This window comes from Streptomyces sp. SL06, assembly GCF_058244745.1.
In genome coordinates, this window is record NZ_JBSYOT010000002.1 from 6,847,585 (window position 1) to 6,868,876 (window position 21,292).

General features: G+C 72.0%; 20 protein-coding genes. 10 read left to right on the forward strand and 10 right to left on the reverse strand.

Going from position 1 to position 21,292, the window contains the following annotated elements; all coding sequences use genetic code 11:
* Nucleotides 1-10: 10 nt before the first annotated feature.
* The 3 genes from AC4IHM_RS31460 to AC4IHM_RS31470 all read left to right on the forward strand — a co-directional run bounded on the left by AC4IHM_RS31460 (nucleotide 11) and on the right by AC4IHM_RS31470 (nucleotide 4,615).
* Nucleotides 11-1,138, forward strand: coding sequence for a mandelate racemase/muconate lactonizing enzyme family protein (locus AC4IHM_RS31460; RefSeq protein WP_490870359.1), 1,128 nt, complete (start codon nucleotides 11-13; stop codon nucleotides 1,136-1,138).
* Nucleotides 1,135-1,554, forward strand: coding sequence for a RidA family protein (locus AC4IHM_RS31465; RefSeq protein WP_490870360.1), 420 nt, complete (start codon nucleotides 1,135-1,137; stop codon nucleotides 1,552-1,554). The genes AC4IHM_RS31460 and AC4IHM_RS31465 overlap by 4 nt, the downstream gene beginning before the upstream one ends.
* A 136-nt stretch (nucleotides 1,555-1,690) precedes the next feature.
* Nucleotides 1,691-4,615: an FAD-binding and (Fe-S)-binding domain-containing protein gene (locus tag AC4IHM_RS31470; protein ID WP_490870361.1), complete on the forward strand. Its 2,925-nt coding sequence runs from the start codon at nucleotides 1,691-1,693 to the stop codon at nucleotides 4,613-4,615.
* Between the two features lie 300 nt (nucleotides 4,616-4,915).
* On the opposite strand, the gene AC4IHM_RS31475 is transcribed toward AC4IHM_RS31470, so the two are convergent.
* The 3 genes from AC4IHM_RS31475 to AC4IHM_RS31485 form a co-directional block, all read right to left on the reverse strand.
* Complete coding sequence (locus AC4IHM_RS31475) at nucleotides 4,916-5,353, reverse strand: DoxX family protein (protein ID WP_490870362.1); 438 nt, start codon at nucleotides 5,351-5,353, stop codon at nucleotides 4,916-4,918.
* A gap of 181 nt (nucleotides 5,354-5,534) precedes the next feature.
* Complete coding sequence (locus tag AC4IHM_RS31480; RefSeq protein ID WP_490870363.1) at nucleotides 5,535-6,392, reverse strand: glycoside hydrolase family 16 protein; 858 nt, start codon at nucleotides 6,390-6,392, stop codon at nucleotides 5,535-5,537.
* Nucleotides 6,393-6,517: 125 nt separating this feature from the next.
* Entirely contained in the window at nucleotides 6,518-7,711 is a 1,194-nt protein-coding gene (locus tag AC4IHM_RS31485) for a glycoside hydrolase family 64 protein (RefSeq protein ID WP_490870364.1), read from the reverse strand.
* Between the two features lie 254 nt (nucleotides 7,712-7,965).
* Here AC4IHM_RS31485 and AC4IHM_RS31490 point away from each other — a divergent pair, with 254 nt between their 5' ends.
* Nucleotides 7,966-9,084: a glycoside hydrolase family 43 protein gene (locus tag AC4IHM_RS31490; protein ID WP_490870365.1), complete on the forward strand. Its 1,119-nt coding sequence runs from the start codon at nucleotides 7,966-7,968 to the stop codon at nucleotides 9,082-9,084.
* Between the two features lie 7 nt (nucleotides 9,085-9,091).
* Here the strand turns inward: AC4IHM_RS31490 and AC4IHM_RS31495 are convergent, their stop codons facing one another.
* Complete coding sequence (locus AC4IHM_RS31495; protein ID WP_490870366.1) at nucleotides 9,092-9,562, reverse strand: hypothetical protein; 471 nt, start codon at nucleotides 9,560-9,562, stop codon at nucleotides 9,092-9,094.
* A 351-nt stretch (nucleotides 9,563-9,913) separates the two neighbouring features.
* On the opposite strand from AC4IHM_RS31495, the gene AC4IHM_RS31500 reads away from it, so the two are divergent.
* From AC4IHM_RS31500 to AC4IHM_RS31510, 3 genes are all read left to right on the forward strand, one after another.
* Entirely contained in the window at nucleotides 9,914-10,789 is an 876-nt protein-coding gene (locus tag AC4IHM_RS31500; RefSeq protein ID WP_490870367.1) for a Sco1979 family transcriptional regulator, read from the forward strand.
* Nucleotides 10,790-11,041 carry a DUF397 domain-containing protein gene (locus AC4IHM_RS31505; RefSeq protein ID WP_490870368.1) on the forward strand — a complete coding sequence of 84 codons (252 nt, stop codon included), beginning with the start codon at nucleotides 10,790-10,792 and terminating at the stop codon, nucleotides 11,039-11,041. It begins immediately after the preceding gene.
* A gap of 76 nt (nucleotides 11,042-11,117) precedes the next feature.
* Entirely contained in the window at nucleotides 11,118-11,933 is an 816-nt protein-coding gene (locus AC4IHM_RS31510) for an SAM-dependent methyltransferase (protein WP_490870369.1), read from the forward strand.
* A gap of 54 nt (nucleotides 11,934-11,987) precedes the next feature.
* On the opposite strand, the gene AC4IHM_RS31515 is transcribed toward AC4IHM_RS31510, so the two are convergent.
* Nucleotides 11,988-12,560, reverse strand: a complete 573-nt coding sequence (locus tag AC4IHM_RS31515) for a TetR/AcrR family transcriptional regulator (RefSeq protein ID WP_490870370.1) — start codon at nucleotides 12,558-12,560, stop codon at nucleotides 11,988-11,990.
* Between the two features lie 199 nt (nucleotides 12,561-12,759).
* On the opposite strand from AC4IHM_RS31515, the gene AC4IHM_RS31520 reads away from it, so the two are divergent.
* The 3 genes from AC4IHM_RS31520 to AC4IHM_RS31530 all read left to right on the forward strand — a co-directional run bounded on the left by AC4IHM_RS31520 (nucleotide 12,760) and on the right by AC4IHM_RS31530 (nucleotide 16,378).
* Nucleotides 12,760-13,425, forward strand: a complete 666-nt coding sequence (locus AC4IHM_RS31520; RefSeq protein ID WP_490870371.1) for a hypothetical protein — start codon at nucleotides 12,760-12,762, stop codon at nucleotides 13,423-13,425.
* A gap of 241 nt (nucleotides 13,426-13,666) precedes the next feature.
* Nucleotides 13,667-14,371 (forward strand): sigma-70 family RNA polymerase sigma factor, encoded by a 705-nt coding sequence (locus AC4IHM_RS31525; RefSeq protein ID WP_490870372.1) that lies wholly within the window; start codon nucleotides 13,667-13,669, stop codon nucleotides 14,369-14,371.
* A gap of 222 nt (nucleotides 14,372-14,593) precedes the next feature.
* Nucleotides 14,594-16,378: an FAD-binding dehydrogenase gene (locus AC4IHM_RS31530; RefSeq protein WP_490870373.1), complete on the forward strand. Its 1,785-nt coding sequence runs from the start codon at nucleotides 14,594-14,596 to the stop codon at nucleotides 16,376-16,378.
* 55 nt (nucleotides 16,379-16,433) lie between these two features.
* Here the strand turns inward: AC4IHM_RS31530 and ssuE are convergent, their stop codons facing one another.
* The 5 genes from ssuE to AC4IHM_RS31555 form a co-directional block, all read right to left on the reverse strand.
* Nucleotides 16,434-17,003, reverse strand: coding sequence for an NADPH-dependent FMN reductase (gene ssuE, locus AC4IHM_RS31535; protein WP_490870374.1), 570 nt, complete (start codon nucleotides 17,001-17,003; stop codon nucleotides 16,434-16,436).
* Between the two features lie 75 nt (nucleotides 17,004-17,078).
* Complete coding sequence (locus AC4IHM_RS31540; RefSeq protein ID WP_490870375.1) at nucleotides 17,079-17,864, reverse strand: alpha/beta hydrolase; 786 nt, start codon at nucleotides 17,862-17,864, stop codon at nucleotides 17,079-17,081.
* A 1-nt stretch (nucleotide 17,865) separates the two neighbouring features.
* The gene (locus AC4IHM_RS31545; RefSeq protein ID WP_490870376.1) at nucleotides 17,866-18,900 is read right to left on the reverse strand and encodes an LLM class flavin-dependent oxidoreductase; all 1,035 of its coding nucleotides are present in this window, start codon (nucleotides 18,898-18,900) and stop codon (nucleotides 17,866-17,868) included.
* Between the two features lie 13 nt (nucleotides 18,901-18,913).
* The gene (locus AC4IHM_RS31550) at nucleotides 18,914-20,254 is read right to left on the reverse strand and encodes an NtaA/DmoA family FMN-dependent monooxygenase (protein ID WP_490870377.1); all 1,341 of its coding nucleotides are present in this window, start codon (nucleotides 20,252-20,254) and stop codon (nucleotides 18,914-18,916) included.
* Nucleotides 20,255-20,322: 68 nt separating this feature from the next.
* Nucleotides 20,323-21,171, reverse strand: coding sequence for an ABC transporter ATP-binding protein (locus AC4IHM_RS31555; protein ID WP_490870378.1), 849 nt, complete (start codon nucleotides 21,169-21,171; stop codon nucleotides 20,323-20,325).
* Between the last annotated feature and the right edge of the window lie 121 nt (nucleotides 21,172-21,292).

Genomic DNA, 21,292 nt, shown 5'->3' on the forward strand with positions numbered 1-21,292 from the left:
AGGAGAAGCAATGAAGATCACCGATGTCGACGTGTGGGTCGTCAACCTCCCACTCGTCAACCCCTTCACGAGTTCGTTCGAGACCAAGACCGGCGAGACACGCACCGTCGTACGCATACGCACCGACGACGGCGTCGAGGGCTGGGGCGAGACGATGTGGGGCGCGCCGGTCGCCGCGATCGTCCGGCAGATGGTCCCGGACCTGATCGGGACCAGCCCCTTCGCGCTGGAGGGCTTCCACCGCCGGCAGCACATGGTGCCGTTCTTCTACGGCTACCTCGGCTACGCGGCCATCGCCGCCGTCAACGTCGCCTGCTGGGACGCGATGGGCAAGGCCGCCGGCCAGTCCGTCACCGACCTGCTGGGCGGCGCCGTGCGGGACGAGGTGGCGATCACCGCGCTGATCACCCGCGCCGACGCGCCGGGCGCGACCGGCGCCGACCTGCCCAAGGCCATGGCCGAGCATGCCGTACGGGTCGTGGCCGAGGGCGGATTCGAGGCCGTCAAGCTCAAGGGCACGAGGGACTGCGCGGGCAACGTCGCCGTCCTGCGCGCGGTGCGCGAGGCGCTGCCCGGGGTGAATCTGCGCGTCGACCCGAACGCCGCCTGGTCCGTCCCCGACTCGGTGCGCGCCGGGATCGCCCTGGAGGAACTGGACCTGGAGTACCTGGAGGACCCGTGCGTCGGCATCGAGGGCATGAGCCAGGTGAAGGCGAAGGTGCGCATCCCGCTGTGCACCAACATGTGCGTCGTCCGCTTCGAGGAGTTCGCCCCGGCCGTGCGGCTGAACGCGGTGGACGTCATCCACGGTGACGTCTACAAGTGGGGCGGCATCGCGGCGACCAAGGCGCTGGCCGCGCACTGCGAGACCTTCGGCCTCGGCATGAACCTGCACAGCGGCGGCGAACTCGGCATCGCCACGGCGGCCCACCTGGCCGTGGTGTCGAGCACGCCCGTCCTCTCGCGGGCCATCGACAGCATGTACTACCTGCACGCGGACGACATCATCGAGCCGCTGCACCTGGAGAACGGCCGGCTGCGGGTGCCGTCGGGACCGGGACTGGGCGTGAGCGTGGACGAGGACAAGCTCCGCCACTACGCCGCGGTCAACGAGCGGGAAGGCGACCTGACGGGATGAGCGACGGGACGAGCGAGCCGACCGGCAAGCGGGCCGTGCACACGCCCGGGGCGCCCCGCCCCGCCGGCGCCTACTCCCAGGGCGTGGTGGCGGGAGGCCTCCTGTTCACGGCCGGTTTCGGCCCGCAGGACCCCGCCACCGGCGCCGTGCCGGACGGCGTCGCCGCGCAGACCGCGCAGGTGCTGCGCAACGTCGGCGCGGTCCTCGCCGCGCAGGGGCTGTCCCCGCGGGACGTCGTGAAGGTCACGGCGCACCTGCAACACCTGAAGCGGGACTTCGCCGCGTACGACGCGGCCTACCGCGAGTTCTTCGAGGAACCCTGCCCGGTGCGCACCACCGTCGGGTCCGACCTGATGGACATCCTCGTGGAGATCGACGTGGTGGCCGTCCTGCCCGGCGCGGACACGCCCGGGTGACCCCCTCGTGCCCGCCGGTCCCCGCCCGGACCGGCGGGCACACCGACCGCGGGCCCCGGCGCATCCCCGGGGCCCGCCCCCGTCCGCAGTCGTACGCTGATCGGCAACGATCGAAATCGTGTGGGAGTCGAACGTCATGCCCCTTCTGGAGCCCAGGCCGGAAACCCTCCGTCCCGCCGCGGCCCGCGCAGCGGCCGCCGACCGGGTGCCCGACGCCGGGGCCACGGGCACGCCCGAGCCGCTGCGCGCCGGGCTGACCGCGCTGCTGGGCCCGGAGAAGGTCCTGTGGAAGGTCTCCGACCTGGTGAAATACGCCTCCGACGCCAGCCCCTACCGGTTCGTGCCGCAGGCCGTCGTACTCCCCGAGACCGTCGACGACGTGTCCAAGGTCATGGCGTACGCCCGCGACCACGGCCGCCAGATCGTCTTCCGCGCCGCCGGCACCAGCCTGAACGGGCAGGCCCAGGGCGAGGACATCCTCGTGGACGTTCGGCGCCACTTCACGGGCGTCGAGGTCCTGGACGACGGCGCGCGGGCCCGTGTGCGCCCGGGGACCACGGTCATGCGGGCCAACGCGACCCTCGCCCGGTACGGCAGGATCCTGGGCCCCGACCCGGCCAGCGCCATCGCCTGCACCGTCGGCGGAGTCGTCGCCAACAACGCCTCCGGCATGACCGCCGGCATCACCCGCAACTCCTACCGCACGCTCGCCTCGCTGACCTTCGTGCTGCCGAGCGGCACCGTCGTCGACACCGCGGACCCCGACGCGGACGCGAGACTGGCGAGGACCGAGCCGCAGCTGTGCGAAGGGCTGCTGGCGCTCAAGGCGGAGATCGAGGCGGACCCGGAACTCACCGCCCGCATCCGCGCCAAGTACGAGATCAAGAACACCAACGGGTACCGGCTGGACGCCTTCCTGGACGGCACCACACCCGTCGAGATCCTGCGCGGGCTGATGGTCGGCTCGCAGGGCACCTTCGGATTCATCTCCAACGTCGTCTTCGACACCCTGCCGCTGGACCGCGAGGTCTCCACCGGCCTGCTCTTCTTCCCCTCGCTCACCGCCGCCGCGGCGGCCGTCCCCCTCTTCAACGAGGCCGGGGCCCTCGCCGTCGAGCTGATGGACGGCAACACCCTGCGCGCCTCGGTGAGCGTGAGCGGCGTACCGGCGGACTGGGCCGGCCTGCCCCGGGAGACGGCGGCCCTGCTGGTGGAGTTCCGGGCACCCGACCGGGCCCGGCAGGAGGCCTACGAGGCGGCCGCGGACCGGGTCACCGGGAAACTGCGGCTCGTCGCGCCGGTCGCCTCGGTGACCAACGCGTTCACCCGCGACGCCCGGACCATCTCCGGGTACTGGAAGGCCCGCAAGGCCTTCGTCACCGCGGTCGGCGGCTCCCGTCCGGCGGGCACCACGCTGATCACGGAGGACTTCGCGGTCCCGCCGTCCCGGCTGGCCGACGCCTGCGAGGACCTCCTGGAACTCCAGGCCGAGCACGGCTTCGACGCCGCCGTCGCCGGCCACGCCGCCCACGGCAACCTGCACTTCCTGCTCGCCTTCGACGCGGCGAAGCCCTCCGACGTGGACCGGTACGCCGCGTTCATGGACGACTTCTGCCGGATGACCGTGGAGCGCTACGACGGGTCGCTGAAGGCGGAGCACGCCACCGGCCGCAACATCGCCCCCTTCCTGGAGCTGGAATGGGGGCCCAGGGCGACCGGGCTGATGTGGCGCCTCAAGCAGATCGTCGACCCCGCGGGCGTACTGGCCCCCCGGGTCGTCCTGGACCGGGACCCGAGGGCCCATCTGCGCGGGCTCAAGACGATCCCCGGCATCGAGCCGGTCGCCGACCCGTGCATCGAGTGCGGCTTCTGCGAACCCACCTGCCCCAGCCACGACCTGACGACCACTCCGCGCCAGCGCATCGTGCTGCGGCGCGAGATGCTGCGGCAGCCGGCCGGATCACCGGTGGAGGACCAGCTCCTCGCCTCCTACGGCTACGACGCCGTCGACACCTGCGCGGGCGACTCCACCTGCCGGATCGCCTGCCCGGTCGGCATCGACACCGGCGCCATGATGAAGGACTTCCGCCACCAGCGGCACTCACCGCGCGAGGAGCGGATCGCCACGGCCACCGCGAGGCACTTCAAGACCGTGGAGGCGTCGGCGCGGCTGGCCGTCGGCGCGGCGGAGCGGATCGGCGACCGGCTGCTGTCGGCGGCCACCGGCCTCGCCCGCCGGGCGGTAAGCCCCGACCTGATGCCCGAGTGGCTGCCGGAGATTCCTGGCGCCGCCGCCCGCACCCTGCCCGGGACCTCCCGGACGGGAGCGAGCGCCGTCTACTACCCGGCCTGCGTCAACCGGATCTTCGGCGGCCCCGAGGACGGCGACACCCCCTCGCTCCAGCGGGCGCTGGTCGACGTGTCGGCACGGGCCGGCAGACCCGTCTGGATCCCCGACGACGTGGCGGGCACCTGCTGCTCGACCATCTGGCACTCCAAGGGCTACGAGGACGCCAACACCGTGATGGCCAACCGCGTCGTCGAGGCCGCCTGGGCCTGGACCGAGGGCGGCAGGCTCCCGCTCGTCGTCGACGCCTCGTCCTGCACGCTGGGCATCGGGCACGAGGTCGTCCCCTACCTCACCCACGCCAACCGGGAGCTGCACCGGCGACTGAAGGTGGTCGACTCCGTCGTCTGGGCCGCCGAGGAACTCCTGCCGGAGCTGACCGTCCGGCGCACGGCCGGCTCGGCGGTCCTGCACCCGACCTGCTCGATGCGGCACCTGGGCGACGTGGACCGGCTGCGCGAGGTGGCCGAGGCGATCGCCGACGAGGTCGTCGTCCCGGACGACGCCGGGTGCTGCGCCTTCGCCGGCGACCGCGGGATGCTGCACAAGGAGCTGACGGCGTCGGCGACGGCCAAGGAGGCCGCGGAGGTGACCTCGCGCCCGTACGACGCGCATCTGTCCGCCAACCGCATGTGCGAGATCGGCATGGACCGCGCCACGGGGCGCGAGTACTACTCCGTCCTGATCGAACTGGACCGGGCGACCCGCCCCTGAGCCCGCCGGGACCGACGGGACCCGGCGCGAGGGAGCGCCGGGGCACGCTCGCCGTGCGGGTTCCGCCATTCGGCCGCATCCTGGAGGCGGGCCACGAAGCCCACAGACCGACCTCTCGGGAGGTTCTGTGATTCTGCTCGCGCTGCTCGTACCCGTTGTGATGATCGGCTTTCTCTTCGCCACGGACGCGCTCGAAAATCTGCTCTTTCCGCCACCGGCGGACCCGGACGCGGACGCCAGGCCGGCCGACGTCCCCAGGTCGAGATCTTCCTGACCGGCGCCGCCCCGGCGCCGGAGGCGTCAGGGCGCCGTCCGCGCGGCGCCGGGGTCGGTGCCGTCGCGGCGGACCAGTCCCGTCAGGGACAGGGCGCCCGGCCCGAAGAAGACCAGCAGCAGGAAGCCCCAGCAGAACAGCGCCGGGGCCAGTCCGCCGTTCTGCAGGGGGAAGAGACCGTCCTTCTGGTGTTCGGTGAAGTAGGCGAAGGCCATGATCCCCGAGCTGAGGAAGGCCGCGCCGCGTGTGGCCACGCCGAGGAGGACGAGCGCACCGGCGACCAGCTCGATCACCCCGGCGTACCAGAACGGCCAGTCGCCCGCGGGGCTCGCCCGCCGGTCCAGCAGCCCGAAGACCGTGGCGGCGCCCTCACTGGTGAACAGCAGGCCCAGGACGATGCGGAACAGGCCGAGAACCAGGGGCTGCTGCCCGGTCAGCCGGTCGTTCAGGCGTGCGGTGCTCATCGGTGCGCTCTCCTCGGATCGAACGGTGCGTCGCGACGCGGGCCGGGCGGGCGCCCTCCCGTACCCCCTACGTGCGCGCGAGGCGTTTGACTCAGCGAAGGGCGGGCCGGCGGTGCGCGGACCGCACGGAGAAGACCGCCGCCTCCTTCGGGGCGGCGGTCCTGTCCGGATGCGCGGGCGGTCAGCCGTCGCTCGTGGTCACCGTCACCTCGTCGACCACCAACTGCTGGGGGAGGCTGGTCGAGTCGTCGGGGTCGCCGGGCCAGTAGCCGCCGACCGCGAGGTTGAGGATGAGGAAGAACGGCTTGTCGAAGACCCAGTCGTTGCCGTTCACGTCGGCGGGCGTACGGGTCTGGTAGACGTTGCCGTCGACGGACCAGGTGATCTGCTCCGGAGCCCAGTCCACCGCGAAGGTGTGGAAGTCGTCGGCGAAGGCCTGGCCGTCGGGCAGTGTGTAGTCCGCGCCGATGCCGCCGTCGCCCGAGTAGCCGGGGCCGTGGATGGTGCCGTGCACGGTCGACGGTTCGAAGCCGACGTTCTCCATGACGTCGATCTCGCCCGAGTTGGGCCAGCCCACGTCGCCGATGTCCTGGCCGAGCATCCAGAAGGCGGGCCAGATGCCCTGTCCGCGCGGGATCTTCATCCGGGCCTCGACGTGGCCGTAGGTCGCGGTGAACTTGCCGGAGGTGTTGAGCCGCGCGGAGGTGTACTCACACGTCCCGTACCAGCACTGGTAGTTGCCCGGGTTCTCGCGACGGGCCTCGATCACCAGGTTGCCCTGGCCGTCGAGCTTCGCGTTGTCGGTGCCGGGCGTGTAGTACTGCCGCTCGTGGTTGTTGACGTTGTCGCCGGTCTCCAGCTGCCACTTGGAGGCGTCGACGCCCGAGCCGGCCGGTCCGTCGAAGGTGTCGGAGAACGTCACCGCCTGCGCGGCCTGCGGCTGGAGTTCCGCCTGGGCGGGGGTCACCGCGGCGGCCGCGACGAGGGTGGCCGACAAGGTGGCGAGGAGACAACTGCGGATGAGTCGTGGGGAGGCCATGTCTCTCCCTTTCGTGGGCCCGCTCCCACGAGGGGGAGCGGGCACCGGGGTGGGGGGAAGGTGTTTCGCGCTTCGTTCTCGCGGGCGGACCGGGCGGGCGCCCCGGAGGGGGCGCCCAGGCCGGGTCAGCCGAAGGACTCGAGCGTGATGGCCGCGTCCTGGGGGTCGCCGTCGTGCACCAGCGACTCGTGGTTGCCAACGTCGTCGAAGGCGAAGGCGTACGCCTGGCCGTCCTGCATCTGGTCGTGGACCAGACGGGCGTAGTGGTTGGTGACGTCGTCCTGGTAGAAGCCGGACGCGTCGGCGTCGGGCTGCTCGGAGTTGGTGAGCAGCGTCGAGCGGTTGTACGCGGCGCACAGGGTCCGCGAGATGGGGCCGCGAACCTGGTCGTTGGGCGCGTCGAGCTTGTTGTAGCAGCCGAAGACCGAGTCGGAGTCGGGCTTGTCGAAGGAGGTCACCACGGCACCGCTGCCGTCGGTGAAGTCCATCTTGTCGCCGTTGACCTTGCCGTAGAACTTGGTGTCCGGCTCTTCCTTGAACGGTGTGACCGTCAGCGTCTCGTCGGCGTACTTGCTCCAGACGCGGTCGATGTAGTCGTCCAGCACCCCGGCCGGTATGTCGCCGGAGCCGATGCCGTGACCGGGCGCCAGGACCCGCAGCGGCGTTCCGTCGCTGCGGGTCTGGACCAGTCCCTCCCAGCCGCCGCCCTGCTCCTTGAGGCCGTCGGCGACCGCCTTGTACCCGCCCGGCTTGAGGACTCCGGTCTCCTTGGTGGAGCCGTCACCCGCGGTGAGCCCGACGGAGTAGGGGGCCGAGAACATGTCCACCTGGGTGGAGTTCAGCCACAGACCGGAGTCGTTGAGGGTGTACTCGGTCCAGTTGAACAGGATGTCGTGGTTGGGGTCGTCGGCGTTCTGCACGGCCGGCTGCACGAGTCCGCCGTCGGCGAGCCGGAAGTCCAGCTTCTCGCCGTACGAGAAGTAGACCCGGCCCGAGAACTTCGGAAGCTGAAGGGTCTTCGACTCGCCGTTCGCGGGTCCGGCGAACGAGGCGTCGGGCGCCGGGACCGGCGGGGCGCCGCCGGCCGGCCAGGCGTGGAAGGCGCCGCTCTCGTCGGCGTATCCCTGCTCGCCGGAGGCGAGTTCGGTGCCGATCACATACACGTAGACCTGTTCGGCGCTGCCCGAGTCGTTCTTCAGGGTGAGCGGGATGGTGTCCGGCACGGCCGAAGCGTGGTCGGCGGGCCCGACGATGATGGCGGCGGCGCCGATCGACGCCGCGACGGCCAGGGACGCCGTCAGCTTGCGTGGGGAAAGCACACGGTCCTCCTTGGTGTGGGGGGACTTGCAGGGTTGTAGTTCTTCCTTGCGCATGTCAATGAGTTGAACGAGATCAATCGGAAGAAGGCGCTCCAGGTTCGGAAAGTGAAGCGGACAAAGCCCCTCGTACCCCCAAGTCCCGCCCCCGAAAACGTCGTTGTGAGCGCTCTCATTGACATGTTCGCCGTCAATTACGATGCTGGACCCGCGTTCTTCCATCGATGTAAGACGACGCCCGGGGAAGTGGTAAGGACATGTCACCCCTGTCTGGCCTGTCTGGCAGCTCACCGAGGAGCTGGATCGTGAAGCCGGCGCGACGTGTTCCGGGTGTTCTCGCCGCCGCGCTGTCCGGTGTTCTCGCCGCCGTGCTGCTCCTGTCGTCCGCCGGTTTCGCGCAGGCGGACCAGACCGCTCTGCGGGCCGCCGATCCCAGCGTGATCCGGGTCGGCGGGACCTATGTCTCGGCGCAGTCCGCCGGTGGCGGCATCGCCGTGCGGCAGGCCGCCTCGACGGCCGCCCTGGCGTCGGCGCCCGCCCGCCAGGTCTGGTCGGACACCCGTGACCGCGGCGAGGTGTGGGCCCCCGAGATCGTGCGCGACGGCGGCCGCTACCACATCTACTTCTCGGCCGGGCGCGGAGCCGCCCACCGGATGTACGTGATCAGCTCCGCCACCGCGGACAGCGGGTACACCGCCGAGACGCAGCTCGCCCTGCCGGACGACAAGTGGGCCATCGACGGGGCCCTGTTCACCTTCGAGGGGCAGCGCTGGTTCGTCTGGTCGGGCTGGGCCGGCGACACCGACGTGGAGCAGAACCTCTACATCGCGCGGATGAGCGACCCCACCACGCCGACCGGTGCGCGCCACGTCATCTCGCAGCCCCGGGAGAGCTGGGAGCGGGTGGTCGGCGACCCGTTCATCAACGAGGGCCCCGAACCCGTCAAGGACCCGAACGGCCAACTGCACATCGTGTACTCCGCCAACGGCAGCTGGAGCGACCGGTACTGCCTCGCCGATCTCAGGCTGCGGGCCGGCGGCGATCCGACGTACGTGTGGGACTGGTACAAGTCCAACGGCTGCCTGTTCGGCTCCCACCGCGACACGATGATGGCCGGCTGGGACCCGACGCTGCACGTCGACGGCCCAGGACACCACAGCTTCGTGCTGCTCGACGGCGACATCGCCACGAGCCCGCCCGCCGGTCCGACCTTCCCCCTGATGTTCCACGCGGTACCGAAGGGGACGCCGTACGCCTGGGAGAACCGCTACTGGTACACCGGCACCTTCTGCTGGTGGGGCGGGACCACCTACAGCCGGGCCAACGTCCCGGGCCCCAACAGCGACACCGGCTGGAGCCTCAAGTTCTTCGAGTAGGCCCCGCTCAGGGCTCCACGGACCAGCGCGGGGGCACACCGGTGAGCCGGCAGACGAGGAAGTACAGCGGCATGGGCGCGGTGTAGGGCGAGTCGCCGTCGGGGCCGTGGATCAGCCGGGGTCCGGCCGGCCGCACGGGCGGCTGCGGTCCGGTCCAGGAGGGGTCGCCGACGACGTACTGGGTGCCGTACGGCCATGCGACCCCGATGTCGGATCCGGAGGGGACGATCCACCACCAGCTTCCCTCGTCGGCGAACACACAGCCCGCGCGGGGCAGACAGGCCAGGATGCGTTCGCCGTGCTCCGGCGAGGTGCCCACCGCGTCGTGGCCGAGGCCGGAGCGCAGTCCGGCGGGCAGCGGCAGCGAGGCCGGGCCGAAGCGGTGGCGGTGGGGCGTGCGGGCGGTGCCGACGGCGCACGAGCGGTCACGGGCGGTGGCCGCGAACGGACGCGGCTCACGGGCGTGCTGCAGGTCCATGGGGGGTGTCCTTTGGCCGGGCGGGGGGCGGGAGGACCGGGTGGGCCGGAGGGTCGTGGTCCTCGACTTCGGCACGCGGTCGGTCGGCCGGCGCGCTCGACCGACTGGCCATCAGGAGAACGTTGTCAGGAGAGGCCGTCCCGGGGGGTGGGGGAGGCGTCTCCAACAGGGCGGATCGGGAAGTCGGTCGGCGGAACGGGGGCGGTGAAACCACTGTGTCATCCGTCAACAACCCTGCGCAACCGGCAAGTTGAAATTTGCAGCCAGTGGATGCATGCTCCCTTCGGCGCGGCGGTGCCCGTGGCAGACTGCGCTCGGAGGCCGGGCGCGGAACGATGAAGGGGAGATGGTGTGACCGCGGAGACCGATTGGGGAGGCGCCCCCTCCGTGCTGCGTATGATCCTCGGCAGGCAGTTGGAGGAGTTGCGCACCCGCGCCGGTCTGACCTTCGAGCAGGCCGGTGAGGCGATCGGGGTGAGCCACTCCACGATCCGCCGCCTGGAGGCGGCGAAGGTGGCCCGCCTGCGGCTGCCGGACGTGGAGAAGCTGCTCCAGATCTACGGCGTCCGCGACCAGCAGGAGATCGACACCTTCCTGAAGTCGGCGCGCGAGGCGAACAAGCGGGGCTGGTGGCACACCTACCGCGATGTCATGCCCGACTGGTTCGCCGCGTATCTGAGCCTGGAGCAGGCGGCCCTGCACATTCGCGCCTACGAGGCCCAGTTCGTGCACGGCCTGCTGCAGACCCCGGCCTACGCGCGGGCCCTGCTGAGCGCGGGCAACCCGCACGCCTCCTCCGTGGCCACCGAACGCCGGGTGGCGCTGCGCATGCGCCGTCAGGAGATCCTCACCCGCCCTTCGCCGCCCCGGGTGTGGGTGGTCATGGACGAAACGGTTCTGCGCTGGCCGGTCGGCGGCTCCGAGGTGATGCGGGAGCAGGTGGACCATCTGATCGAGGTCAACCGGCTGCCCAATGTGACCCTGCAGATCATGCCGTTCGCCACCGGCCCGCACCCCGCCATGCGTGCGGGCGCCTACCACCTCTTCCGGTTCCGGGCCCCCGAACTGCCCGACATCGTCTATCTCAGCGGCCTCGTGGGCGCCGTCTATCTGGACCGGGCCGACGACGTCGTGGTCTACCGCGAGGCCCTCGACCGGCTGGGCGCGCAGGCGGTTCCGGCCCGAAGCACCGAGGAACTCCTCGGCGCGCTACGCAAGGAGCTTTGAATGCGGCACCACGCGCACCACCACGCGCCCGACGGGCCGGCGGCGTCCCGGGAACTCGGCCCCTACGGCTGGACCAAGCCGTGGAGCGACGACGCGGGCGGTGCCTGCGTCGAGGTGAAGAAGCTGGACGACGGGCGGATCGCGCTGCGCCAGTCGACCGACCCGGACGGCCCGGCCCTCGTCTTCACCACCCACGAGATGGCCACCTTCCTCAACGGCGTGAAGGCGGGGCAGGCCGACTTCCTGGTCTGAAAGGATCTGTTCCCACGGGGAGTTCAGTCTTCCGAGAGTTCACTCGACACGCACGACCGATGGAGAGGGGCGAACGTTGTCCGACAGCGGATGGCCGGCCGACCGGATCGACACCGAGCACGCGCACTCGGCGCGGATCTACGACTACATCCTGGGCGGGAAGGACTACTACCCGGCCGACCAGGAGGCGGGTGACGCGATGGCCCGGGAGTGGCCCGCCCTGCCCGTCCACATGCGCGCCAACCGGGACTGGATGAACCGCGCGGTGCGCTGGCTGGCCGAGGAGGCGGGGGTGCGCCAGTTCCTCGACATCGGCACCGGCATCCCCACCTCCCCCAACCTGCACGAGATAGCGCAGTCGGTGGCCCCCGAGTCGCGGGTGGTCTACGTGGACAACGACCCCATCGTCCTCACCCTCTCCCAGGGCCTGCTGTCCAGCACGCCGGAGGGCCGCACGACCTACATCGAGGCGGACTTCCAGCACCCGGAGGCCGTCCTGGAGTCCGCCGAGTTCCGCAGGACCCTGGACCTCGGCCGGCCGGTCGCGCTCACCGTGATCGCGATCGTCCACTTCGTCCTCGACGAGGACGACGCGGTCGGCATCGTCCGCCGGCTCCTGGAGCCCCTGCCCTCCGGCAGCTATCTGGCCATGACCATCGGCACCGCGGAGTTCGCCCCGCAGGAGGTGGGCCGGGTCGCCCGCGAGTACGCGGCCCGCGACATGCCGATGCGGCTGCGCACCATCGACGAGGCCCACGAGTTCTTCGAGGGTCTGGAGCTGATCGAACCCGGCATCGTCCAGGTCCACAAGTGGCGTCCGGACGGCGCGGGCGAGCAGGGCATCCGGGACGAGGACATCGCGATGTACGGCGCGGTGGCCCGCAAGCCGTAGCCGGCCGCGCGGACGGCGCCGGACGGCTGAAGGGCAGGCCGCGCCGGCGCCGGCTCAGGAGGCCGTCGGCCAGTTCCGCAGGAGGACGTCCAGCGCGCCGAGGATCTCGGTCCAGCTCTCCTGCGGGCCGGGGGCACTGTGGCTGAAGCCCCCGGCGGTCTCCAGCTCGACGTAACCGTTGAAGACGCTGCCCAGCAGTCGCACGGCGTGTGTCCGATGCGGTTCGGCCAGGTCGTAGCCCCGCAGGATCGCCCGCGCCAACTGGGCGTGCCGCACCCCGGCGCCGGCCGCGGCCGTCTCCGGGTCGAGGGGGAAGCGGGCGGCGGCGAAGCGGCCCGGGTGCGCGAGGGCGTAGTCGCGGTAGGCGTTCGCGAACGCCGTCAGCGCGTCCTTGCCGGCCCGGCCCGCCACCGCCTCGGACACCCGGTCGGCCAGCTCTTCCAGGGCGAACAGCGCGATCCGGGTCTTGAGGTCGTGCGCGTTCCTCACGTGCGAGTACAGGCTCGCCGTCCTGACGCCGAACCGCCGGGCCAGCTCCGTCGGCGTGGTCCGCTCGAAGCCGATCTCGTCGGCCGTCTCGGCGCCCGCCCTGACCAGGGCCTGCGGCGTCAGTCCTGCCCGAGCCACATCCGTCCTCCACATCGCCTCGTGCGCGGCCGTGGACGATTATGGGCCCGCCTAACGGAATTAGGCAATTGAGTCCGGGCCGACCGGGCGGCGCCGCCGGGGCGCGTGACGTGAATCACCGGGGCGGTGCCGACCGCCGGGCGGGGAAGTTCCGTATCCGTTCATGACGGCCGGGCCGGGAATGCGAGGATGAGCCGCCATGACTGCTGGGTGGTGCCTGCGCGCGACACGGGCCGCGGTGTTCGCGGCCGTCTGCGTGCTGCTCGCCGCCCTGGGGCACGTCCTGATGTCGGACACCTCCGTGCCCGGCTGGGCGCTGGTCACCGCGGCGGTGGCGACCGGCGGCACGGGCTGGTGCCTGGCGGGCCGCGAACGCGGGCTCCTGCTCGTCTCCTTCGTCGTGGTGGCCGCCCAGACGGCACTGCACCTGTGGTTCTCGCACGTGCGGGACTCGTGGACGCCGTCCCCGGCCACGGGCGGCACGCCCTTCGCGGATCACGCGGCCTCCATGGCTCACATGGACCATGCCGCGCCCCTGAACGCCCCGGACGCGATGGACGCCATGGCGGATGTCGGCCACCCCATGGGCGGGGCGTCCGGCACGGGCATGCTCGCCGCCCACCTGCTGGCCGCCGTGCTGAGCGGCCTGTGGCTGGCGTACGGCGAACGGGCCGCCTTCCGCATCCTGCGGGCCCTCGCCGGCCGGCTGGCCGCCCCGCTGCGCCTGGTCCTCACCCTGCCCGCGCCGCCGCACCGCCCGCGCATCGGTGCCCGCCGTCGCCGCACGGACCGCCGGCCGCGCCTGCTGCTCCTCGTGTACGCGATCACTTCGAGAGGCCCGCCCACCGGGACCGCTGTCGTCTGAGACAGCCGGTTCCCCGACACCGCGCCCGGCTTCCGCGCCGGGCCGGCTCGGGCGGCGGGCGTACGCCGCACACGCGCGTACGCCCGCCACTCCCACGCCATCACCGGACCCGCCGCGTGCCGTGTGTCGCCCGGTCCGGACGCCGGAAACCCGTAGGCCGTACGTGGCGCACTCCGTCTCGCGTGACGTGATGTGACATGCGCCGTGCGCCGGGTCTCCGGACTCACGAGAAGGACAGCATGTGATCGGCCCCGCCCCGTCCGCCGTACGCGGCACGACGCCCCGCACCGCCAAAGTCCGTGAGGAGAGGAGAGCCGCCGACGAGTCGACCACGACCTGGGCGCTGGCCGCCCGCGGCGGTGATCCGGAAGCGGTCGAGAACTTCGTCCGCGCCCTGCACCGGGACGTCCGCCACTTCGTCACCCACCTCGGTGCCGACCCCCAGTCCGCCGACGACCTGGCCCAGGACACCTTTCTGCGGGCCCTCGGCAGCCTGCACCTCTTCGAGGGCCGCTCCTCCGCCCGCACCTGGCTGCTGGCCATCGCCCGCCGCGCGGTGACGGACAGCCACCGGCACGCCTCCGCCCGGCCCCGGCTCCTCGGCACCGACGACTGGGAGGCCGCCGCCGAATGCGCCCAGGAACCCGGTCTGCCGGGCTTCGACGACGGCGTCGCCCTCACCGAGCTGCTGGACGCGCTGCCGGACGAACGCCGTGAGGCCTTCGTACTCACCCAACTCGTCGGTCTTCCCTACGCGGAGGCGGCACAGCTCATCGACTGCCCGGTCGGCACGGTCCGCTCCCGGGTCTCCCGGGCCCGCGCCTCACTGATCGAGTCCCTGCGCGACGCGGAGCGCACCGCCCCCGTCGAGCACGCTCCTGACCGGCGAGAGCCGCCCTCACCGTGCCGTCGGCGTGTTCGAACTCATGACGACCGATCCCAGTGACCCGGTTCCTCGCCGCGCCGGCAGGGGCCGCGCACCACCGGCCGGAACCGCTTCCGGGTGTCTGCATTGGGCCAACGGGCTGGCGCAGCAAGGCAGTTCACGGAACATGGTGCAGCACTCTGGTCGCGGGACACCCGCTGGGCTACCGTCGGTAACACCCTGCTGTCGCAGGGGTTGCCCGCACCTCTCCCCGCCCCTGGGTTCACCCTCGGAAGGCAGCCCATGCAGAACACACCAGCACCAGCCGGAGTCACCCGCCGCCACGCCCTGACCGTGACGGGGGGAGTGCTGGCCGCCGCGACCCTGGCCCAGGCAGTGCCCGCCTTCGCGGCCGAGTCGCAGGACGCGGACGCGATCGTCGTCGGCCACGGTCTCGCCGGACTGGTCGCCACGGCCGAACTCGCCGCGGCCGGCCGCAAGGTGCTGCTGCTCGACCAGGAACCGGAGGCGAGCCTCGGCGGGCAGGCCTTCTGGTCCTTCGGGGGCCTGTTCTTCGTCAACTCCGAGGAACAGCGCCTGATGGGCATCAAGGACACACGCGAACTGGCCTGGCAGGACTGGCTCGGCGCGGCCGGCTTCGACCGCGGTGTCGACGACCCCTCGGGCCAGGACCACTGGGCGTACCAGTGGGCCGAGGCGTACGTCGACTTCGCCGCCGGGGAGAAGCGGTCCTGGCTCGCCGGACTCGGTGTGCAGTGGTTCCCGATCGTCGGCTGGGCCGAGCGCGGCGGCGGTCTGGCGGACGGACACGGCAACTCGGTGCCCCGCTTCCACGTCACCTGGGGCACGGGACCGGCGGTCGTCGAGCCGTTCGAGAAGAAGGTGCGGGCCGCCCAGGCGGCCGGCAAGGTCGCCTTCCGGTTCCGGCACCGCGTCGACGGCCTCGTGACAACGGGCGGTACCGTCACCGGAGTTCGCGGCGCGATCCTGGAGCCGAGCACGGCACAGCGCGGCAGGGCCAGCTCCCGTACCGTGGTCGGCGAGTTCGAGCTGCGCGCCCCGGTGGTCGTGGTGACCTCCGGCGGCATCGGGGCCGACCACGACCTGGTCCGGAAGAACTGGCCCGAGCGCCTCGGCACCCTGCCCAAGAACATGATCACCGGCGTCCCCGCGCACGTGGACGGCCGCATGCTGGCGATCACCGAGGCGGCCGGCGGCCGGATCGTCAACCCGGACCGCATGTGGCACTACACCGAGGGCCTGCGGAACTACGACCCGATCTGGCCCGGCCACGGCATCCGCATCCTGCCCGGACCGTCGTCCATGTGGTTCGACGCCACCGGCAAGCGGTTCGAAACCCCCGACATCCCCGGCTACGACACCCTGCACACCCTGAAGTCGATCACCGACACCGGCTACGACTACTCGTGGTTCGTCACCACCCAGAAGATCATCGCCAAGGAGTTCGCGCTCTCCGGTTCCGAGCAGAACCCGGACCTGACGGAGAAGAACATCTGGAAGCTCCTCTCCCGCATCTGGCAGACCCCGGAGCCGATCGAGAAGTTCAAGAAGAACGGCGTGGACTTCGTCGTCGCGACGACCCTGCCCGAACTCGTCAGAGGCATGAACAAGCTCACCGGTGACCAGCTCATCCGGGTCGACGACCTCCAGCGCCAGATCGACGCCCGTGACCGGGAGATCGACAACCCGTACACCAAGGACGCCCAGGTCATGGGCATCCGCAACGCGCTGGCCTATCCCGGGGACACGCTCAGCCGCACGGCCCCGGCCCACAGGATCATGGACTCCGGCGCGGGCCCCCTCATCGCGGTCCGCCTCAACATCCTCACCCGCAAGACCCTCGGCGGCCTCCAGACCGACCTGTCCGGGCGGGTCCTGAACGCCTCGGGCGCCCCGGTGCCCGGCCTGTACGCCGCCGGAGAGGTGGCGGGCTTCGGCGGTGGCGGCGTACACGGATACCGGTCGCTCGAGGGCACCTTCCTGGGCGGCTGCCTGTTCTCGGGCCGCCGGGCGGGCCGGGCGGCCGCCGCCGCGACGGCTATCTGACGGCCACCCGACGGCCGGCGGACCGCACCGGCCGGGTGGTCCCCGGCCGCCCGGGTCAGGCGGCCCGCTCGCCCGACGGTGCGAGCGCGGTCGTACGGCCGCCAAGCGCCGCCGAGAACTGGTCCGTGACCTGGGCCAGGGCCTCGGCGGCGCCCGGCGCGACGACGGTCGCCCCGCTGTCGTCGACGGTGATGTCCTTGTCGAGCGTGAACCAGCCGGGCACGATGTGCAGCGCGCCCATGGAGCTGAGCACCGGCCGCAGCGCGTAGTCGATGGCCAGGACATGGGCCGTGCTGCCGCCGGTGGCCAGCGGGAACACCGTCTTGCCGGCCAGCGCGTACTGGGGGAGCAGGTCGAGGAAGGACTTGAGCAGACCCGAGTACGCGGCCTTGTACACGGGCGTCGCGATCACCACCCCGTCCGCCCGCTCGAACAGCTCGGTGGCGCCGGTGATCGCCGGATGCCGGAAGTCGGCGCCCAGGAGCGCCTGGGCCGGCAGGGAGCGCACGTCCAGCGGCGTCACGTCGTGACCGTGCAGCCGCAGCCGGTCGTCCAGGTGACGCAGCAGGCGCGCGGTGCGTGAGGTGGGGGAGGGGCTTCCGGAGACGGACAGGATGGCGGCCATGTGGGCACCCTTTCGCGGTGGTGGTTCAGAAGTGGCGGCCGGGCCCGCAGGGTCGGCCGTGGGCGGGCCGAAGGCTCACCAGGCGCTCGCCTCCACGGCGATCAGCGGCACCAGCTCGTTGCGCAGGGCCTCCAGGAAGGTGACGATCTCCGCGGCCACCGAACGGTGCTGCACGTCGTTGAGGACATCGTGATGGGCGCCCCGCACGACCGACAGACGGGCCCGGGGCAGGGACTTGGCCGTGCGGACGAGGGCGTCGCGGTCCGCGAGCGGGTCCGCGTCGCCGACCAGGAACAGGGCCGGGACGGCGAGTTCGGCGTCGTGCGCGGCGGTGAGCAGGGCCTCGGGCACGGCCTCGTTGAGCGAACCGCGCCGGACCCCGGCGTCGGCGCTGAGCGTGCCCCGGTGCGTGGGGCAGGAGGTGCGCACGTCGAGTTCCTCGTCCCACGTGCCGGCGCCGGCGCCGCCGCGGCCCGGCAGACCGGCCAGGACGACGGCGTCGGGCCGGCGCCCGCCGGGGAGCAGGCCCGTTCGCCCGAGGTGGGCGGCGAGCGCGGCGGCTCCGGTGTCGGCCCCCAGCAGGACCACGGGTTCCGTGACGCCGTCGGCGCCGGCGGTGCCCTCGACCGCCTCGGCCAGCCGGGCGCCGAAGCCGGTGAGCGCGGTGTCCGGATCGCCGGAGCCGGTGTCCTCGGCGTCCAGGTCCGGGGCGTCGACGACGCGGACGCGGTAGGCGTCGGCGGCGAGCCGCGCGGCCAGCCGCCCGTAGGTCGAGCGGGTCTCTCCCCGGCCGGGCACCACGACGATCGTTCCGCGGGTGCGCAGGCCCTCGGGGGCGTGGTGGTCGGTGTGGTCGCTCATGTCAGACTCCTGCGGGTGCGGGCTCGTTCCGGGCCGCCGGGCTCCAGCCCAGGGCGGGTGCCACCTCGGTCGCGATGAGTTCCAGGGCGCGGACGGTGGCGTCGTGGTCGGGTACGGCGGGGTTGAACTGGGTGATCAGGTCGGTCGCCAGGGGCAGCACCTTCTCCTGCCGGAAGGCCGTGACGATCTCCTCGGGGGAGCCGTAAAAGGCGTGGAAGCGGCGCAGCGCCTCCTGGGCGTCCAGCCCTTCGGGGAACGCCCCGCCGCGCGCCATGCGCAGGGCCGCCCGGTGGATGTCCTCCCCGATGTGGCGGAGCGCGGTACGGCGGTCCTTCGCCGGGAACACCAGCCGGGACAGCCCGACGCGCGGCCTGTGCGGCCGGTCCCAGGCGCCGAGGAAGGCGTCCGCCCAGGGGCGCTGCACCTCGTCGGTCGGGGCGTCGTACCCGTAGGCGGCCCGGTTGAGCAGGAGGTTGGAGCCGCGGCTCGCGGCGTATGTCGCTCCGCGCGCGCTGAAGACCCCCTGCCAGATCCGGTCGCCGAAGTCGCCGGGCGCCGGCTGGACACGGAAGCCGGGCGTGCCCACCTCCTCGTTGCTCAGGGCGCGTCGCAGGATGTCGAGGTGCTCACTGGTCAGTTCGCGCCTGCGGGTCGCGTCCCGGCCGAACGCGGCGTACTCCAGATCGCTGGAGCCGCTGCCCACGCCCAGCTCGACGCGCCCGCCGCTGAGCGTGTCGACGGTCGCGACGTCCTCGGCGAGGCGGATCGGGTCCTCCAGCGGGAGCACCGTGATGGCGGTGCCCAGCCGGATCCGGGTGGTGTTCGCCGCGGCGTGGGCGAGGAAGGTCCACGGGGAGGACAGCCCGCCCCCGCCGAGGGAGACGTGGTGCTGGGCCACCCAGCCCACGTCGAAGCCGAGTTCGTCGGCCACGACGAAGAGTTCCTGGGCGTTGCGGTAGGTGCGCGCGAGGTCGCCGTCGCGGCCCTGGACATGGGTGAGGAAGCCCAGTCTGAAGCGGGGTGTCTCGGTGGTCACGAAAACGCCCCCCTCAGTCCGTCGCGGATTCGCGCGCGAGGGTGTGCCGGTTGGCCGGTACCGGCAGGCCGAGGTTGCCGCGCAGGGTGTCGGCCTCGTACTCGGTGCGGAACAGGTCCCGCTTCTGCAGGATCGGCACCACGCCGTCGACGAAGAGGTCCAGCTCGTCCTGGGTGCGGAAGGCGAGGTTGATGCCGTCGAAGGTGCCGGCGTCGAACCACTGCTCGATCGTGTCGGCCACCGTCTCCGGCGCTCCGACGAACGGAGAACGGCGGAACTCGGCGACGGACTGCGCCACCTGACGAAGCGTCAGCTTCTCCGTGCGGGCCCTTTCGATGATCTTCGCGGCGCCCGTGCGGCCGCCCTTCTCCGCGAGATGGGCCACGTCCGGGAACGGGCCGTCCAGGTCGTGCACGCTGAAGTCGTAGGCGCCGAAGGAGCGGCCGAGCAGCGCGAGATGCCGGTCGAAGTCGTTGTCCTCCTCGAATATCTCCCGCTCGCGGCGGCGGGCCGCCTCGTCGGTCGCGGCGACGACGGGACCGCCGTGGATGAAGATCTTGATGTGCTCGGGGTCGCGGCCGTGGGCGGCGGTGCGCTTCTTGATGTCGGCGTAGTACTCCCGGGCCTGCTCCAGCGAGCCGCCCGGCGCGTAGATGCCCTCGGCGACCCGCGCGGCCAGATCGCGCCCCTCCTCGGAGACACCGGCCTGGAAGATCACCGGCTGGCCCTGCGCCGAACGCGAGACGTTCAGCGGGCCCGCGACCTTGAAGTGCTCGCCCTCGTGGTCCAGCGCGTGCAGCCTGGACGGGTCGAGGAACAGGTTGCGCGCCACGTCCGCGGGGAAGGCGTCGTCCTCGTAGGAGTCCCACAGCCCGCGGGCGACCTCGACGAACTCCAGGGCCCTGCCGTACCGGGTGGTGTAGTCGAGGTGCTCGTCCAGCCCGTAGTTGCGCGAGGTGCCGGTGTCGAAGCTGGTCACGACGTTCCAGCCGGCCCGGCCGCCGCTGATGAGGTCCAGCGAGGCGAAGCGGCGGGCCAGGTTGAAGGGCGAGTTGTACGTCGAACTCGCCGTGCCCACCAGGCCGATGTGCCGGGTGTGGGTGGCGACGGCCGACAACAGGGTCAGCGGCTCCAGCCGGTTGAGGTAGTGCGCCGGGTAGGTGGCGTTGATGAACTGGCTGTCGACGATGAACAGGGCGTCGAAGAGGGCGTGTTCGGCGGCCTGGGCCTGCTGGATGTAGTAGTTGATGTCGATGCTGGAGTTCTTCGCGACGCGCGGGTCCTTCCACAGCCCGTGCTGGCCGGGACCGCCGACGCCGTAGGGGTGGAGGGCGAGATGGATCTTTCGGGACATGGCTCTTCCTGTCTGTGGTGAGGGCAGGCGGGGGTGAGGCGCGGGCGTGCGGTGTGCCGGGCGGCGGCTCAGGCGGGCAGCAGGGCGCGCAGGGCCTCGCGCTCGGCGCGGTCCACCGGTGCGCCGCGCAGCGTGGGCGCGGAGCCGACCAGCAGCCGCGTGTAGACGTGCTGCGGCCGGTTGACGACATCACGGGCGGCGCCGACCTCGACCAGCTCGCCCCGGTACAGCACGGCGATCCGGTCGGCGGTCCCCGCGACGGACCCGAGGTCGTGCGAGATGAAGACCAGGGCCACCCCGGTGGCGCGCAGTTCCTTGAGGATCTCCAGGACCTGGACCCGGTTGGCGGAGTCCAGGGCGCTGACCGGCTCGTCGAGGATGACCAGCCGCGGTTCGGTGACCAGGGCGCGGGCCACCGCGATCCGCTGGCGCTGGCCGCCGGACAGCTCCCCGGGCAGCCGGTCCAGCAACTCCTCGCTCAGGCGCACCCTGGGAAGGAAGGCCCGCACCCGCGCCGCCGCCTCCCGGCGGGCCGTGCCCTGGACGAGCAGCGGCTCCATCAGGGACGTCTCGACGGTGAGATCCGGGTCGAGGCTGCGCAGGGGGTCCTGGAAGACGTACTGGACCACGCCCCGGCGGCGCAGCTCGCGCCACTGGCGGGGGCCGTGGCCGGTGACCTCCTCGCCGTCGACGACGACGGACCCGGCGGACGGGCGCACCAGTCCGAGTACGGTGCGGGCGAGGGTGGACTTGCCCGATCCCGTCTCGCCGATGAGGCCGACCGTCTCACCCGGCGCGACGCTCAGCGAGACGCCGTGCAGGGCCCGGCGGCGCCGGCGGCGCGAGCCGTAGTGGACCTCCAGCCCGGTGACTTCGAGGACGGGGCGGGTGGCGTCGTCCGGCCGGTCGGTGCTCACGCTTCCTTACCTTCTTTCTTGGGTCAGTCCTGGTCATTCGTAAGATCGGGGCACCCAGAGGTGTCGGGTATGGCTGTCATGCTTCAGCCGCTCGTGGCTCAGGAGGATTGGCCGCCCGGCA

What these genes read in the sequence shown, in the direction of transcription:
- AC4IHM_RS31460 (WP_490870359.1), top strand. Translation starts at nt 11, where the DNA reads ATGAAGATCACCGATGTCGACGTGTGGGTCGTCAACCTCCCACTCGTC.
- AC4IHM_RS31465 (WP_490870360.1), top strand. Translation starts at nt 1,135, where the DNA reads ATGAGCGACGGGACGAGCGAGCCGACCGGCAAGCGGGCCGTGCACACG.
- AC4IHM_RS31470 (WP_490870361.1), top strand. Translation starts at nt 1,691, where the DNA reads ATGCCCCTTCTGGAGCCCAGGCCGGAAACCCTCCGTCCCGCCGCGGCC.
- AC4IHM_RS31475 (WP_490870362.1), bottom strand. Translation starts at nt 5,353, where the DNA reads ATGAGCACCGCACGCCTGAACGACCGGCTGACCGGGCAGCAGCCCCTG.
- AC4IHM_RS31480 (WP_490870363.1), bottom strand. Translation starts at nt 6,392, where the DNA reads ATGGCCTCCCCACGACTCATCCGCAGTTGTCTCCTCGCCACCTTGTCG.
- AC4IHM_RS31490 (WP_490870365.1), top strand. Translation starts at nt 7,966, where the DNA reads ATGTCACCCCTGTCTGGCCTGTCTGGCAGCTCACCGAGGAGCTGGATC.
- AC4IHM_RS31495 (WP_490870366.1), bottom strand. Translation starts at nt 9,562, where the DNA reads ATGGACCTGCAGCACGCCCGTGAGCCGCGTCCGTTCGCGGCCACCGCC.
- AC4IHM_RS31505 (WP_490870368.1), top strand. Translation starts at nt 10,790, where the DNA reads ATGCGGCACCACGCGCACCACCACGCGCCCGACGGGCCGGCGGCGTCC.
- AC4IHM_RS31520 (WP_490870371.1), top strand. Translation starts at nt 12,760, where the DNA reads ATGACTGCTGGGTGGTGCCTGCGCGCGACACGGGCCGCGGTGTTCGCG.
- AC4IHM_RS31530 (WP_490870373.1), top strand. Translation starts at nt 14,594, where the DNA reads ATGCAGAACACACCAGCACCAGCCGGAGTCACCCGCCGCCACGCCCTG.
- ssuE (WP_490870374.1), bottom strand. Translation starts at nt 17,003, where the DNA reads ATGGCCGCCATCCTGTCCGTCTCCGGAAGCCCCTCCCCCACCTCACGC.
- AC4IHM_RS31540 (WP_490870375.1), bottom strand. Translation starts at nt 17,864, where the DNA reads ATGAGCGACCACACCGACCACCACGCCCCCGAGGGCCTGCGCACCCGC.
- AC4IHM_RS31550 (WP_490870377.1), bottom strand. Translation starts at nt 20,254, where the DNA reads ATGTCCCGAAAGATCCATCTCGCCCTCCACCCCTACGGCGTCGGCGGT.